General features: G+C 60.6%; 10 protein-coding genes. 8 read left to right on the forward strand and 2 right to left on the reverse strand.

Going from position 1 to position 14,401, the window contains the following annotated elements; translation table 11 throughout:
* The first annotated feature begins 186 nt into the window (after positions 1 to 186).
* The 5 genes from potA to smrA all read left to right on the forward strand — a co-directional run bounded on the left by potA (position 187) and on the right by smrA (position 4,897).
* Positions 187 to 1,314 (forward strand): spermidine/putrescine ABC transporter ATP-binding protein PotA, encoded by a 1,128-nt coding sequence (potA, locus tag HXS66_RS08270; protein ID WP_077376558.1) that lies wholly within the window; start codon positions 187 to 189, stop codon positions 1,312 to 1,314.
* On the forward strand, positions 1,311 to 2,192 hold the full coding sequence (potB, locus tag HXS66_RS08275; protein ID WP_176503284.1) for a spermidine/putrescine ABC transporter permease PotB: 882 nt from the start codon (positions 1,311 to 1,313) through the stop codon (positions 2,190 to 2,192). The genes potA and potB overlap by 4 nt, the downstream gene beginning before the upstream one ends.
* The gene (gene potC, locus HXS66_RS08280) at positions 2,189 to 2,971 is read left to right on the forward strand and encodes a spermidine/putrescine ABC transporter permease PotC (RefSeq protein WP_176503285.1); all 783 of its coding nucleotides are present in this window, start codon (positions 2,189 to 2,191) and stop codon (positions 2,969 to 2,971) included. Before potB ends, potC begins: the two co-directional genes overlap by 4 nt.
* Before the next feature lies 1 nt (position 2,972).
* Entirely contained in the window at positions 2,973 to 4,049 is a 1,077-nt protein-coding gene (locus HXS66_RS08285; RefSeq protein ID WP_205632690.1) for a PotD/PotF family extracellular solute-binding protein, read from the forward strand.
* A gap of 206 nt (positions 4,050 to 4,255) precedes the next feature.
* The gene (gene smrA, locus HXS66_RS08290; protein WP_307722806.1) at positions 4,256 to 4,897 is read left to right on the forward strand and encodes a DNA endonuclease SmrA; all 642 of its coding nucleotides are present in this window, start codon (positions 4,256 to 4,258) and stop codon (positions 4,895 to 4,897) included.
* A gap of 154 nt (positions 4,898 to 5,051) precedes the next feature.
* On the opposite strand, the gene HXS66_RS08295 is transcribed toward smrA, so the two are convergent.
* On the reverse strand, positions 5,052 to 5,579 hold the full coding sequence (locus HXS66_RS08295) for a hypothetical protein (protein ID WP_084208710.1): 528 nt from the start codon (positions 5,577 to 5,579) through the stop codon (positions 5,052 to 5,054).
* A 267-nt stretch (positions 5,580 to 5,846) separates the two neighbouring features.
* Here HXS66_RS08295 and HXS66_RS08300 point away from each other — a divergent pair, with 267 nt between their 5' ends.
* From HXS66_RS08300 to HXS66_RS08310, 3 genes are all read left to right on the forward strand, one after another.
* The gene (locus HXS66_RS08300; protein ID WP_077376546.1) at positions 5,847 to 7,868 is read left to right on the forward strand and encodes a choline BCCT transporter BetT; all 2,022 of its coding nucleotides are present in this window, start codon (positions 5,847 to 5,849) and stop codon (positions 7,866 to 7,868) included.
* Between the two features lie 472 nt (positions 7,869 to 8,340).
* Positions 8,341 to 10,074 (forward strand): BCCT family transporter, encoded by a 1,734-nt coding sequence (locus HXS66_RS08305; RefSeq protein WP_176503286.1) that lies wholly within the window; start codon positions 8,341 to 8,343, stop codon positions 10,072 to 10,074.
* A gap of 709 nt (positions 10,075 to 10,783) precedes the next feature.
* Positions 10,784 to 12,451: an AMP-binding protein gene (locus HXS66_RS08310; RefSeq protein ID WP_141391659.1), complete on the forward strand. Its 1,668-nt coding sequence runs from the start codon at positions 10,784 to 10,786 to the stop codon at positions 12,449 to 12,451.
* Between the two features lie 169 nt (positions 12,452 to 12,620).
* On the opposite strand, the gene HXS66_RS08315 is transcribed toward HXS66_RS08310, so the two are convergent.
* Positions 12,621 to 13,868 (reverse strand): dicarboxylate/amino acid:cation symporter, encoded by a 1,248-nt coding sequence (locus tag HXS66_RS08315; RefSeq protein WP_084208707.1) that lies wholly within the window; start codon positions 13,866 to 13,868, stop codon positions 12,621 to 12,623.
* Positions 13,869 to 14,401: the final 533 nt, after the last annotated feature.

Below are 14,401 nucleotides of genomic sequence, written 5' to 3' on the forward strand. Positions count from 1 at the left end.
ATGACGGCATGGACAACGGCTTGCATGACCGCCATGGCGCAGCGGCGAAGATCCTGAGCTGGACCTTCTGCGTGCAGGTCGCGCAGGAACTGAAGAAGACTCGACAGTGTGGCGCATCATTTCCGGCGCGCCATTTCATGTATCAGGGAGACGCGCGCGTTTCCCGCTGGAGGTGACCCCCTGCCGATGAATAGCTCTGCTCCTGAGACGACCCCACTGGTCAAGTTGCGCTCCATCACCAAGACGTTTGGCGAGCGCAAGGTGCTCGACAGCCTGGATCTGGATTTGAAGGATGGTGAGTTCGTGACCCTGCTAGGCCCCTCAGGGTGTGGCAAGACGACCGTACTGCGCTTGATCGCAGGCTTCGAGGACCCTGATGCGGGTACCATCACGCTCGAGAACGCGGCATTGCAGCACACGCCTGCGCACCTGCGTCCGGTCAATACCGTCTTCCAGAGTTATGCGCTGTTTCCGCACATGAATCTTTACGACAACGTGGCCTTCGGGTTGCGCATGGAGAAGGTGCCCAAGGCCGAGATCCACGAGCGTGTGCGGGAAGCGCTGGAAATGGTGCAATTGGCGCATCTGTCCGACCGTCGTCCGGACCAGCTCTCCGGTGGCCAGCAGCAACGTGTCGCCATTGCTCGCGCCGTCATCAAGCGCCCGCGTGTCCTGCTGCTGGATGAGCCGCTCTCGGCATTGGACTACAAGCTGCGCAAGCAGATGCAGAATGAACTGAAGCGTCTTCAGCGCCGTCTGGGCATCACCTTCGTCTTCGTCACCCACGATCAGGAGGAAGCGCTCTCCATGTCCGATCGTGTGGTCGTGATGCGGGAAGGGGGGATCGAGCAGATCGGCACGCCGCGTGAAGTCTATGAGTCGCCGAGCACGCTGTTCGTGGCGCGTTTCGTCGGCGAGATCAATCAGCTGGCGGCACGCGTCGAGCGGCCTTCGACAACGCCGGGGCGCATCCACGTCGAGGTGCTGGGAAAGTCGCTGGAACTGAGCAGCCACGGCCGCGAATACCTGGGTGGCGAGGCGGTGCAGGTACTGCTGCGCCCGGAGGACATGCGACTCAAGTCCGCCGAGGACAGCGAAGGCTTCGCGGCCCGTGTCATCGAGCGCAACTACAAGGGCATGACGCTGGATACGGTGCTGGAGCTCGACAGTGGCCAGCAGCTGCTGGCCAGCGAGTTCTTCGATGAGGATGATCCGGACTTCGATTATCGCCTCGGTGAGCGTGTCAAGGTCAGCTGGGTGCCGGACTGGGAAATCATCCTGCCGGATGATGCCCCCGTGGAGGCGGGGGCATGAGTGTGGTGCGCAATCCCTTCAAGACGGCCACGCTGACCATCATCTGGGGCTGGCTGATCGTGCTGGTACTGGCGCCCACCTTGCTGGTGGTACTGGTCAGCCTGATGCCCGAGGGCAGTGGGCAGCTACTGAGTGGCGACATCTCGCCTGCCACGCTCTGGCAGGGCTTGCTGACCAATTACGGCCAGATGATCAGTCCGGTCTATCTGGGAGTGTTTGGTCATTCGCTGTGGATCGGCCTGGTCACGACCCTGATCTGCCTGGTGCTCGGCTATCCGTTCGCCTGGATGATCTCGCGTGCCAGCCCCCGGATGCAGCCGCTGCTGCTGCTGCTGGTGATCATCCCATTCTGGACCAACTCGCTGATTCGCATCTATGCCCTGCGCACGCTGATCGCGACCCGTGGGCTGCTCAATGATGTGCTGATGACTCTGGGGCTGATCGATGCCCCCCTGCGGCTTCTGTATACCGAGGAGGCGGTGATCATCGGGCTGGTCTACATGCTGTTGCCCTTCATGATTCTTCCGCTCTACGCGGTGTTCGAGCAGCTCAGCCGTCCGACCCTGGAGGCGGCACGCGATCTCGGCGCCAATGGTCTGGCCACCTTCCGTCATGTGGTGTTGCCCCTGACCATGCCCGGCATCATCGCCGGCGTGCTGCTGGTGTTCCTGCCGGCGATGGGCATGTTCTATGTGTCGGATCTGCTGGGTGGCTCGCGTCACCCCTTGATCGGCAACATCATCAAGGGGCAGTTTCTGGAAGCCAACAACTGGTCCTTCGGGGCGGCCATCAGCGTGATGCTGACACTGGTGATGGCCTTCCTGCTGCTTGCGTATTACCGCAGCGTGAAGCTCTTCAAGCGGGAGGTGACACTATGAGCCTGAGCCGCCCCGTGCGCGTGTTCAGTCGTTGCTACATGACGCTGATCTTCACGCTGCTGTATGTGCCGATCCTGGTGTTGATCGGGATTTCCTTCAATGATTCGCGCAATCCGTTCCTCTGGGGTGGCTTCAGTCTGCGCTGGTACGACAAGCTGCTGGGCAACGCCAATCTGATGGATGCTGCGCTCAATACCCTGTGGCTGGGCGTGACGGCGGCGACTCTCGCCACGCTGATCGGCACCCTGACCGCCACGGCGCTGTACCGTTATCGCTTCCGGGGAAAGCCGCTGCTCAACGGCATGCTGTTTACCGTGATGATGATGCCGGACATCGTGATGGCGATCGCGTTCCTGGCGCTGTTCATCGCCCTGGGCATCCAGCTGGGCTATCTCTCGTTGCTGGTCTCTCATGCCACCTTCTGTCTGCCCTTCGTGGTGATCACGGTGTATTCGCGCCTGTCGGGGATCAATCCGCAATTGCTGGAGGCCGCACGTGATCTGGGGGCCAGCGAAGCACGAGCCGTCTGGCATGTGCTGGTGCCAGCGTTGATGCCGGCGATAGCCTCGGGTTGGCTGCTCAGTTTTACCCTGTCATTGGACGATGTCGTCATCTCGACCTTCGTCACCGGTCCGACCTTTGAAGTTCTGCCGCTGCGTATCTATTCCATGGTGCGCCTGGGGCTCAAGCCTGAAGTGAATGCACTGGCAACTCTGCTGCTTGGATTGTCACTCTGTCTGCTGGTGATTTCCCAGTGGTTGATCAAGGAGAAAAAATAACATGCAAGGTTCCCGTTTCCCGCTGCGCGCCGCTGGCCTGATGGCTGCCGTCAGCCTGGCATCCGTGGCGACATCCGCCCCCGTTCTGGCCGCGGATGACAGCGACAAGGTGCTCTACGTCTACAACTGGACGGAGTACATGCCCGATGAGGTCATCGAGCGCTTTGAAGAACAGACCGGTATCGATGTCATCTACTCCACCTTCGATTCCAACGAAGCGATGTACGCCAAGCTGAAGCTGCTGGACAGCGACAACAGCTACGATCTCGTCTTCCCGTCGACGTATTACATCGACAAGATGGCGCGCGAGAATCTGCTGCAGAAGCTGGATGTCAGCAAGCTCAGCCATTTCAAGGATCTCGATCCCAACCTGGTCGACCGCGACTTCGACAAGGGCAATCAATATAGCGTGCCTTACATGTGGGGCAGCGCCGGGATCGGTTACAACCCGGACTATGTCGAAGAGGGCGCGCTGACCAGCTGGAACGATCTGTGGGATGACAAGTATCGTGACAAGCTGCTGCTCTCCAATGACATGCGCGAGGTCTTCCATGTCGCGCTGGCAAGCCTGGGCTACAGCGGCAATACCACGGACCCGGACGAGATCAAGGCGGCGTACGAGAAGCTGACCGAGTTGATGCCCAATGTTCGCGCCTTCAACTCCGATGCGGCGCGTGTGCCGTTCATGCAGGGCGAGGTCGATGCCGGTCTGATCTGGAACGGTGAGGTCTACCAAGCCAATGAGGAAGGCGTACCGGTGAATTACGTCTATCCCGAGGAAGGCATCATTCTGTGGATGGACACCATGGCCATCCCGTCCAATGCGCGTCACGTCGATGCGGCCTATCAGTTCATCGATTATCTGATCAGCCCGCAAGTCAGCAAGGAGATCAGCGAATATGTGGGTTACACCACGCCGAGCCTTGCCGCCAAGGAGATGATGGACCCCGAGGTGCGTGACAACCCGGTGGTCTTCCCGACTCAGCAGGATCTCGCACGTGGCGAGTTCCAGACCGATGTCGGCGATGCGCTGTCGATCTATCAGAAGTACTGGGAACAGCTCAAGACGGGTCACTGATCCCGTCGTGACGCCAGACGTGTGGACGCACGAATTTGGCATGGACGCTTGAGCTTGGCTGACGCCCCGAGGCATTCTCTGTCTCGGGGCGTCGTCGTTGGCGTCCTCTGCGCCCCCGGGTGGCCAACCATCGCCCCGGGCGCTGGCAGGTCTTGATGACGACCTGCTCCCTGATTGCCACGTCCTGGTGAAGACTGGAGGGTGCCATGTCACGTTTTTCCCCTGCAATGATGTCGGCAGCGCATTCGCGCGAGATCACTCCTGATGAAGCGGATGCGCTGTTCAGTCGTGAGATGCAAGGTGTTGCTCCTCTGACGCGTGGCAAGGATCGCGCGGATGTGGCCACGGGGCCCAGGGCACCGAGCGAGGCACAGCTGGCCCGTCGGGAAGAGGCCCAGAAGACGCTGGGCAATGAGCTGGATGGGTTGTCAGACAGTTACGTGGAGCATCTGTCGCCGCATGATCCGGTCGAGTATCGGCGTGATGGCATTCAGGTGGGCGTGCTGGACCGTCTGCGTCAGGGCGGCTACCCCCCGGAAGCACAGCTCAATCTGATGCGTCGGCCCTTGATCGAGTGTCGTCGAGAGGTCCATCGCTTCATTCAGGATGCCTGGGGCAGTGAATTGCGCTCGCTGCTGGTGATCCATGGCAAGGGGCGTGATGGTGAATCGCATGCTGCCTTGATTCGCTCCTACCTGGTGCATTGGCTGCAACAGATGCCGGAGGTGCAAGCCTGGAGCAGTGCTCCGCAGCGTCATGGTGGCCTGGGGGCAACGCTGGTGATGTTGCGCAAATCCCGTGCGGCGCGTGACAACAACCGCGAGCGCCACCAGAAGCGTCGCGGCTGACGCTTCGCTTCAAGGCTCACGACACAGAGCTCACCACACAGAACTCACGTCACCAGGCCCTCAGGTCTTCTGCAAGCAGGCAAGCAAAGGCCCGCCACGATGAGGTGGCGGGCCTTTTTGCATGCATGCGGAGGGATGACTCGCGCCGGCTGACTTATTGCACGCTGTAGCCGCGTCCGCTGAAGCAGGCACTCAATGCGCGACGATAGGTGTCGGCATTGCCGGCGGTCACCGGCGGGGCGGCGGAATTGGCATCCGCGCCACTTTCCTGATTGGCCCAGCGATGGCACTCGTAGCGATCCCTGGCCTGCTGGTCCTGGCTCTGCCCCTTGGAGGGATAGGCGATGACATCCACCGCGGGGGCGGAGAGCGTCGCCGGAGCAGGGGCCTGGACCGGCAGGTACTGTTGCTGGCTGGCCTCCCAGAGGTAATAGGTGCCCGCCGCCAGGTAGTAGAGAGTGGCGCCAACCCAGATGCCGCGAGCGCCTGCCGGCAGTCCATGCCCGTGGCCGGGGCCGCCCGGGGCCCAGCGTACCAGCGGCCCAGGGCCACCATGCCCGATGAAGATATCCGGGCCATCCAGACGTGGGTGCCCCGGACCGGCCATTGCCGAAGCGGCCGGCAGGGCAGTCAACAGGGCAAGTGACAGCGCGAGGCCGCGCGTGGATCCTTTTCTGCTCATGCATTCAACTCCTCTGCATCAATCCGTCACGCCGATTATGCGCCTGCCGCGCTCGTTCAGTGTGCAAGCAACCCGCAAAGAAATGATATCTGATGATGTCGTGATACCCCGCAATGGCGTGTCCATGGCGTTGGGCGTGTTGCCATCAAGTGGTATTATCCGCGCCGCCATTGATGACGACTTTTCATTATGGATATGCGCGTTGAGGCGGCCAGGGGACATCAAGTGCCCACGCTGTCTCGCCAATACACCCACTAGGAAATGCCCATGCGTTCAACCCCTGCTGCGGGTGGCGGAGAGCCCGGCAAGGAGTCTCGTTCAGGCCTGTTTGCCAAGGTCAATCCGCCAGTCTTCTTCTGCGCCAACGCCATCATCCTGCTATTGGTGATCTTCACGGCAGTGTTCTCGGACACGGCCATGTCGGTATTTGACTCGGTCCAGCATTGGATCACCAATACCGTCAGCTGGTTCTATATCCTGTGTGTCGCGATCGTTCTCATTTCCGTGATCTATGTCGGTTTCTCGCGCCACGGCGAGATTCGTCTTGGTCCGGATCACTCGCTGCCGGACTACAGCAACGTCACCTGGTTCGCGATGTTGTTCTCGGCTGGCATGGGCATCGGACTGATGTTCTTCGGTGTCGCCGAACCGGTGATGCATTTCCTGAATCCGCCGACCGGTACCCCTGAAGAGGTGGAGACCGCGCGCGAAGCGATGAAGCTGACCTTCTTCCACTGGGGACTTCACGCCTGGTCCATCTATGCCATCGTCGCGCTGATTCTGGCCTACTTCAGTTATCGCCATGAACTGCCGCTGACGTTGCGCAGCGCGCTGTATCCGCTGATTGGTGAGCGTATCCATGGGCCGATCGGCCATGCGGTGGACATCTTCGCCATCGTCGGCACCGTCTGCGGGGTTGCCACCACGCTGGGCTACGGCGTGGCACAGGTCAACGCCGGGCTCTCGCACCTGACCGGCATGCCCAACAATGACTGGACCCAGGTGGCGATCATCGTCGTGATCACCGGCCTTGCGACCATCTCGGTGGTGACCGGGCTCGACAAGGGCATCCGCATCCTGTCCGAGGTCAATCTCGGGCTTGCCGTCGTGCTGTTGCTGTTCGTGTTGCTGCTCGGGCCGACCGCCTTCCTGCTCAAGGCCTTCGTGCAGAATTCCGGTTTCTACATGGCCGATATCGTCGGCAAGACCTTCGAACTCTACGCCTATGAGCCCAACGACTGGATCGGTGGCTGGACGCTGCTGTACTGGGGTTGGTGGATGTCCTGGTCTCCGTTCGTCGGCATGTTCATCGCGCGTGTCTCGCGCGGTCGTACCATCCGGGAGTTCGTGATCGGCGTGCTGTTCGTGCCGGCCGGCTTCACTCTGCTGTGGATGACCATCTTCGGCAACACGGCCATCTCGATGATCATGGAGCAGAACGTCACGGCGCTGGTCGATACCGTCAACGACAACTATTCGCTGGCCCTGTTCACCTTCCTCGAGCAGCTGCCGCTGGCGTCCATCACCTCGGTGATCGCGCTGGTGATGGTCATCGTGTTCTTCGTGACATCCGCGGATTCCGGCTCGATGGTGGTCGACATGCTGGCCTCCGGCGGTCGGGAAGATACCCCGACCTGGCAGCGTATCTACTGGGCCTTCGCGGTGGGCATTCTGGCGATCGTCCTGATGCTGGCCGGTGGGCTGGGCGCACTGCAGACGGCCACCATCGCCACTGCCTTGCCGTTCGGGATGATCCTGCTGGCGTCGATCTTCGGGCTGCTGCGCCAGCTCAATCTCGAGTCCGTCAAGCGGCGTTCACTGTCCGTCAACACGGCAGCGGCGACCCCGATGGGCGAGAAGGGCAACTGGCGCAAGCGTGCCCAGCACCTGATGAGCTTCCCGACGCGCGCCATGGTGCGGGGGTTCCTGCGCGGTACCGTCGCGCAAGGCATGCAGGAGCTGGCGGAAGAGCTGCGTGGTCAGGGGCTGGAGGTGGAAGTCACCATCAGTCGTGATCGCGTCTACTTCAATGCGCGCCATGGCGAGGAAGATGACTTCATCTACGGCGTGCGCATTCGCTCCCACCTGCGTCCGGACCTCAATCTGGATCAGGAAGACGAGGGCGATGAAGAGGATTACTGTCGTGCCGAGGTCTTCCTCAAGGAAGGCGGCCAGTCCTATGATCTGATGGGCTACAGCAAGGACCAGGTCATCAATGATCTGCTCGAACAGTACGAGCGCCATATGCACTATCTGCACCAGCTGCGCCTGACCCAGTCTGCCGGCTGACAGCGAGTCTCTGCGCGAGACCGTCAGACCCCAAGCCCCCGTGAGTTGACTCGCGGGGGCTTTTGTCTGTCTGGATGAGACGGACCGGATGAGCCGGACTGGATGAGTCGGACTGGATGAGTCGGACTGGATAGTGCATCTGTCGAGAGACGCCGTGTCCTGAGGCCTCGCTTTCTCAGCTCAGGCATTAGCTCTGCTTATCCAGACGACGTCGAGATCTTATTTGTCTCGCGAGCGGGGGCCCTCTAGCATGGATTCTTCCCACAAAGTCGCATACCGGCGGGGGCCAGATGACATGCCGTGGTGGTGTCTCCTGCCAGGGTTCTCGCCCATGACTGACCGAAGGTGAACTCGATCTGCCCGCAATGTCGCCATGACGCCTGAGGTTCCCTGAGCCCCAGTATCCGCTGTCATGAACCACGATACCGGTGTCATGAAAAACGATAATAACAACCCGTCACGAGGTAGAAACATGCTGAAAGGAAAGGAACTGGATGCACTGATCGAGCAGCGAGGTGTCCTGAAGGGACTCAACTCGACGCTCGGTATCACCGCGATCACCATGACCGTGTTCTTCATTCTCTATGCGATTCTGTTGGGCAAGACGGCCAGCGATCAGTTTCTGGGTATCAAGTCCTGGATAGAGAGCACCCTGGGCTGGTACTACGTGCTGGTCATGTTCTCGACCTTCGTGGTCTGTCTTTACGTGATGTGTTCGCGTGTCGGCAAGATCCGGCTGGGACGTGACGATGAACGTCCGGAGTTCAGCAATTTTGCCTGGTTCTCGATGCTGTTCGGCTGCGGTACCGGCGCGGGCATGCTGTTCTTCTCGATGTCCGAGCCCATGATCCATTTCGCGAGTGACTGGAGCGGGGGCAATCCGTTTCTGAGTGCTGACATCAAGGCGGCCGTCGCCGTCTTCTTCGAGGCCAAGCAGGCAGCCTTGGCGAGTGGGCTCATGCCGGGGGACGAAGGCTTCCCGGTGCCTGACAGTCGCGTCGCGGAAGCGGCGGCCGGTGGCATCAAGCTCACCGTCTTCCACTGGGGGACGATCGCCTGGGCCATGTATGCCATCGTCGGACTGTCACTGGCCTATTTCGCCTTTCGCAAGGGCCTGCCGCTCTCGATGCGCTCGGCCCTCTATCCGCTGATCGGCAACCGTATCTACGGGCCCATCGGACATACCGTCGACATCCTGACCGTGTTCGGCACCATTTTCGGCATCGCCACCACGCTCGGCCTGGGCGTCGAGCAGATCGGCTCCGGCCTGATGTCACTGGGCCTCATCGAAGAGAAGTCGCGCATGGTGACCGTGGTCTCCATCGTGCTGATCAGCGCCATCGCCACTCTGTCAGCGACCAGCGGCGTGGCACGTGGCATCAAGCTGCTTTCCACCTTCAATACCTGGGTATGCCTCGGCATCCTTGCCTACTTCCTGCTGGTGAGCGATGCCAACTATCTGATCGCGAGCTCCATCACCGCGCTCGGGGATTACCTCACCGATGGCGTCTCGATGACACTGTGGACGGCACGCACGCCGGACGAGCGCATCTGGCAGGGCGGCTGGACCATCTTCTACTGGGGCTGGTGGATCGCCTGGGCCGGATTCGTTGGCATGTTCATTGCCCGCATCTCGCGCGGCCGAACTATCCGTGAATTCATTCTCGGGGTGATGGTGATCCCCTCCATCGTGGCGCTGGTCTGGTTTGGCGTCATCGGCTCGGCGGGCATCTATCAGTCCCTGTATGGGGCCGACATGGGCATCTATACGGCTGCGGTCACCAACTGGGACTACGCCGGAACCCTCTACCACTCGTTCGAGGTGCTCACGCCCGGCATCGCCGCGAACGTAGCCAAGGTGGCGGCGCTGGTCGTGGTGATCATCTTCTTCGTCACGTCTGCGGATTCCGGCACCCTGGTGCTGGGACGCCTGTTGGCCTTCGGTCGTCGTCCTCCGGTTCAGCAACGCATCATCTGGGGCATGATGCTGGGCGCCGTGACCTTGATCCTGCTGTTGCTGGGGGGAGATCAAGCGCTCAAGTCCCTGCAGGCTGCCTCGATCGCCGGCGCCTTGCCGTTCACCTTCGTGTTGATCGCCATGATGATCGGGTTGTTGAAATCGCTGCGCGAGGACGGCGAATCGATGATCGAGAACGAAGAGCATATCCGCAAGATGATCGAGAACGAGGTCCGCGACCTCTCTTGAGTTGCCTGTTCCTGACGTGCGCGCCAGACGTGTGCGTCCGGTGTGCAAGACATGAGGCCTCTTCCCCCTGGGCAGGGGCCTCGTTGTTTCTCACTTTCGGGTGAGAAGGCGAGGTCTCGCTCATCCACGTAAGCGATTCTCCGGCTTTAGGCCAGGGCTGTTTCCTCCTTGGGCTCAGGGCTGTTTCCTCCTTGGGCTCAGGGCTGTTTCCTCCCTGGGCTCAGGGCTGTTTCCCTGCTCCAGAGCCAGCCTGCGCATGTCACCAAGGTCGCAAGGCAATATCAAACGTACGTATGTTCCAATACTGGCAGGTCCATCGATTCCGCCAACGGCGCGCAGCATGGGTTTGCGGCTATGCTGTCGAAAGTGAAGAGCCCACAGGCTGACACCCACCCGACGGAGCCCCAGCAGCGCCTCACCACGCAACTCACCACGATGTCTTACGACGTAGTCGCGCGACGATGTCTTACGACGTAGTCGCGCGACGACGTCTTACAACAACGTCATACAACAACAAGGTAGCGGGGGCAGTGACGCCGAGCGCCCCACGTACTGTTCAAGGAGCAACGCCATGCATGATCCCCTAGCGGCTCGACCCGATGAGTCAGGCAAGTCCACTAACGACTCCACCAACGACGTGACTACAGAACCTTCCCACGTGGCAGATGCCTCGCCCGACGCTTCGAGAGCACAGCCAACGACAGACGACATGAGCGGCATGTCGTGCCTGCGCTCCTCGCGGGAAGTGGACTTCACCGGCCTTGATTCCCTGATGGACATGTTCGAGAACGCCTGTCGCACCCACGCCCAGCGGCCGGCCTTCACTTGCATGGACCGCACCATGAGCTTTGAAGAGCTTGAAACTTCCAGTCGCCAGCTGGCGGACTGGTTCCAGCACGAGACCGATCTCAAGCCGGGCGATCGGGTCGCCATCCAGTTGCCCAATACCTTGATGTTCCCGGTGGTGGCCTTCGCCGTCATTCGTGCGGGGCTGGTGCTGGTCAATACCAATCCGCTGTATACCGAGCGCGAGATGGAGCATCAGTTCAATGACTCCGGCGCACGGGCGCTGGTGGTGCTGGCCAACATGGCCGACAAGGTGGAGCGGGTACGCGAGCGTACCGGCCTTGAGTACGTGCTGGTCTGCGAACTGGGCGACATGCATCCACCGCTCAAGCGCCTGTTGATCAATGCCGTGGTCAAGCACGTCAAGAAGCTGGTGCCGAGTTATCGCTTGCCGGATGCCATCCCGCTGCGTCAGGCCATCTCGCAGGGCAAGGCCGAGCGTTGGGAGCGGCCGACACTGGCACTCGATGATGTCGCCGTCCTGCAATACACCGGAGGCACCACAGGCGTCGCCAAGGGGGCGATGCTCACCCATCGCAACCTGCTGGCCAACATGCTGCAGGGCAAGATGGCGCTGACGCAGGGGCTCTCGGCCGGGAATGAGACGCTGGTGGCACCTCTGCCGCTCTATCACATCTATGCCTTCACCATTCATCTGGCCTGCATGCTCAGCGAGGGCAATCATTCACTGCTGATTCCCAATCCGCGGGACATTCCGGGCTTCGTGAAGACGCTGCAAAAGCATGACTTCACCATGTTCGTGGGGCTCAACACCTTGTTCGTGGCGTTGTGCAACAATCCCGGCTTCCAGGCACTGGATTTCTCTAAGCTCAAGATCACCACCTCGGGAGGCGTGGCGCTGACGCGCAAGGCGGCTGAAGAGTGGAAGCGGGTCACCGGCAGTGATATCTCCGAAGGCTACGGCATGACCGAAACCTCGCCGATCGTGTCGTTCAATCCGTTGGACGCCATCCAGCTGGGCACCATTGGATGTCCGATGCCCTCGACGGAAGTGCGTCTCTACGATGAAGAGGGCGAGCTTGTCGCGATGGGAGAGCCCGGTGAGCTGTGCGTGAAGGGGCCGCAGGTGATGAAGGGATATTGGCAGCGTGAGCAGGCGACCAAGGATAGCTTCACTGCCGATGGCTTCCTGCGCACCGGTGACATCGCGGTCTTCCAGGACGATGGCTATATGCGCATCGTCGATCGCAAGAAGGACATGATCATCGTCTCCGGCTTCAACGTCTATCCCAACGAGGTCGAGGACGTGATCGTGCGGCATCCGGATGTCCTGGAGGCCGCTGCGGTATCGGTTCTTGATGAACGTAGCGGGGAAGCCATCAAGCTGTATGTGGTACTCAAGGACGGTGCGGAGCTTGAGGCGGATGCGCTGAGAGAGTGGTCGCGCAAGGAGCTGGCCAGTTACAAGGTGCCACGCCATGTGGTGTTCATCGATGACCTGCCCAAGACCAATGTCGGCAAGGTGCTGAGGCGCGAGCTGCGCGATTCCCCGCCGGAGGCGACAGCCTGAGAGGAAATGGCGAGAGACTCCTGACGAAACAAGAAGCCCCGCTCGATGAGCGGGGCTTCTTCGTGTCAGTCACTGATCGTACGGCTGGGGTGACTCATGAGTGGCATGTCCTATGTGACAAGTCACCTGAGCCATCGGACGAAAGACGTCGCAAGCACTCCTGGTGGCGTCACTGCTTGTGCGGCGCGTTGTAGATCTCCAGATCCAGTTCCTTCTCGGACTTGCCGACGAGGGTGGTGACCATCAGGTCGCCCGCGACGTTGACGGTGGTGCGTGCCATGTCGAGGATGCGGTCGATGCCGGCGATCACGGCGATCGCTTCCAGCGGCAGACCCACCTGGCTGAGCACGATGGAGAGCATGATCAGCCCGGCACCGGGGACGCCCGCCGTGCCGATGGAGGCCAGGGTACCGGTCAGCACGATCATGCCGTAATCCATCACCGACAGCTCGATCCCGGTCATCTGCGCGATGAACAGCGCCACGACACCCTGATAGATGGCGGTACCGTCCATGTTGATGGTGGCGCCTACCGGCAGTACGAAGCCAGATACGCCTTCCGAGACGCCCAGATTCTTCTGGGCACAGCGAATCGAGATCGGCAGGGTGCCGGAGCTTGAGGCCGAGGAGAACGCCACGACCAGCGCATCGACGATGCCGCGCAGGTAGCGCATCGGGTTCAGCTTGCCCAGTGTCGCCAACAGGCCGGAGTAGACCACCAGCACATGCACGATGCTCGCCAGATACGCCACGGCGATGACCTTGGCCAGCGGCAGCAGCACATCCATGCCGTAGTTGCCGGAAACATGCGCCATCAGGCCGAAGACCCCGAACGGTGCGAAGGCCATCACGAACTCGGTCAGCTTGTACATCACTTCCGCGAAGCTGTCGAAGACACGCACGACCGGTTCGCCCTTGTCGCCGATCATGATCAGCGAGACACCGATCCCGATGGCGAAGACGATGATCTGCATGATGTTGCCATTGGCAAGCGCATCAATGGGGTTGCTGGGCACCAGGTCCACCAGGATCTGCACCAGAGACGGTGCTTCCTTGGTTTCCATGGCCTTGTCGAAGCTGAATTCGAAACCGGCACCCGGCTGGAAGATGGCAGACGCCAGCATGCCGATGGCAATCGCGAAGGCCGTGGTCAGCAGGTAAAGCGCGATGGTCTTGCCACCGATGCGCCCCATCTTCTGAGGGTCACGCATCGAGGTGATACCGACGACGAGGGTGCTGAATACCAGAGGTACGATCAGCATCTTGATGGCATTGATGAAGATATCGCCCAGCGGCTTGAAGACACTGGCGTTCTCACCCATGAGGGCGCCGGCAAGAATACCCAGAGCCAGGCCACCGAGGATCTTCTGCCATAGCGGCAGGCGGCGCCAGAGATTGGGACGTGAAGTGTCACTCATGTGGTTGTCCTTATTCGAGGTCGCGATCTCGATCGCTCATTGCACACAGGAGAACCCGAGCGCTGCTTGATAGGGGGTGTCGGAAGTTGAGGCACCGTTTTAGTGCGGGAAGATTACCAGTCCACCTGAGTGGTCCCCTTGCATCTTTAGTCGTAATTTTGCGGTCCCATTGCAGGATTCTGCGTTTCCATACCAATCCTGCATAAGCTCATGCCGCGAATCGTTCCACCAAAGATGTAGCGCTCAGGCAGTACTATTCACTGCAAACACCTATCTTTTACGTTAACGTCAACTTTCTAGCGCTGGCTGGACAACCTCGACTACGCTGACAGCAACGAGGCATGACGGAAACCACGTCGCATCGGCGATTGCCGGAGAGCGTATTGCATCGCGAGTCCTCCTCGCAGCACTTCTCTCTGCATTCCCGGGGTGGCTCAGCCAGACCATCTGCCTGCTCGCTCTCAAAAGGAGCGGGCGGGGGCCTCAGGCACCTGATCGGTAAAGAGGATGATGCGCATGTCCCATACAAGAAC

The organism is Cobetia sp. 5-11-6-3 (assembly GCF_013374055.1).
GTDB lineage: Bacteria > Pseudomonadota > Gammaproteobacteria > Pseudomonadales > Halomonadaceae > Cobetia > Cobetia marina.

What these genes read in the sequence shown, in the direction of transcription:
- HXS66_RS08305 (WP_176503286.1), top strand. Translation starts at nt 8,341, where the DNA reads ATGCTGAAAGGAAAGGAACTGGATGCACTGATCGAGCAGCGAGGTGTC.
- HXS66_RS08300 (WP_077376546.1), top strand. Translation starts at nt 5,847, where the DNA reads ATGCGTTCAACCCCTGCTGCGGGTGGCGGAGAGCCCGGCAAGGAGTCT.
- potA (WP_077376558.1), top strand. Translation starts at nt 187, where the DNA reads ATGAATAGCTCTGCTCCTGAGACGACCCCACTGGTCAAGTTGCGCTCC.
- HXS66_RS08315 (WP_084208707.1), bottom strand. Translation starts at nt 13,868, where the DNA reads ATGAGTGACACTTCACGTCCCAATCTCTGGCGCCGCCTGCCGCTATGG.
- smrA (WP_307722806.1), top strand. Translation starts at nt 4,256, where the DNA reads ATGTCACGTTTTTCCCCTGCAATGATGTCGGCAGCGCATTCGCGCGAG.
- HXS66_RS08285 (WP_205632690.1), top strand. Translation starts at nt 2,973, where the DNA reads ATGCAAGGTTCCCGTTTCCCGCTGCGCGCCGCTGGCCTGATGGCTGCC.
- HXS66_RS08295 (WP_084208710.1), bottom strand. Translation starts at nt 5,579, where the DNA reads ATGAGCAGAAAAGGATCCACGCGCGGCCTCGCGCTGTCACTTGCCCTG.
- potB (WP_176503284.1), top strand. Translation starts at nt 1,311, where the DNA reads ATGAGTGTGGTGCGCAATCCCTTCAAGACGGCCACGCTGACCATCATC.
- potC (WP_176503285.1), top strand. Translation starts at nt 2,189, where the DNA reads ATGAGCCTGAGCCGCCCCGTGCGCGTGTTCAGTCGTTGCTACATGACG.
- HXS66_RS08310 (WP_141391659.1), top strand. Translation starts at nt 10,784, where the DNA reads ATGAGCGGCATGTCGTGCCTGCGCTCCTCGCGGGAAGTGGACTTCACC.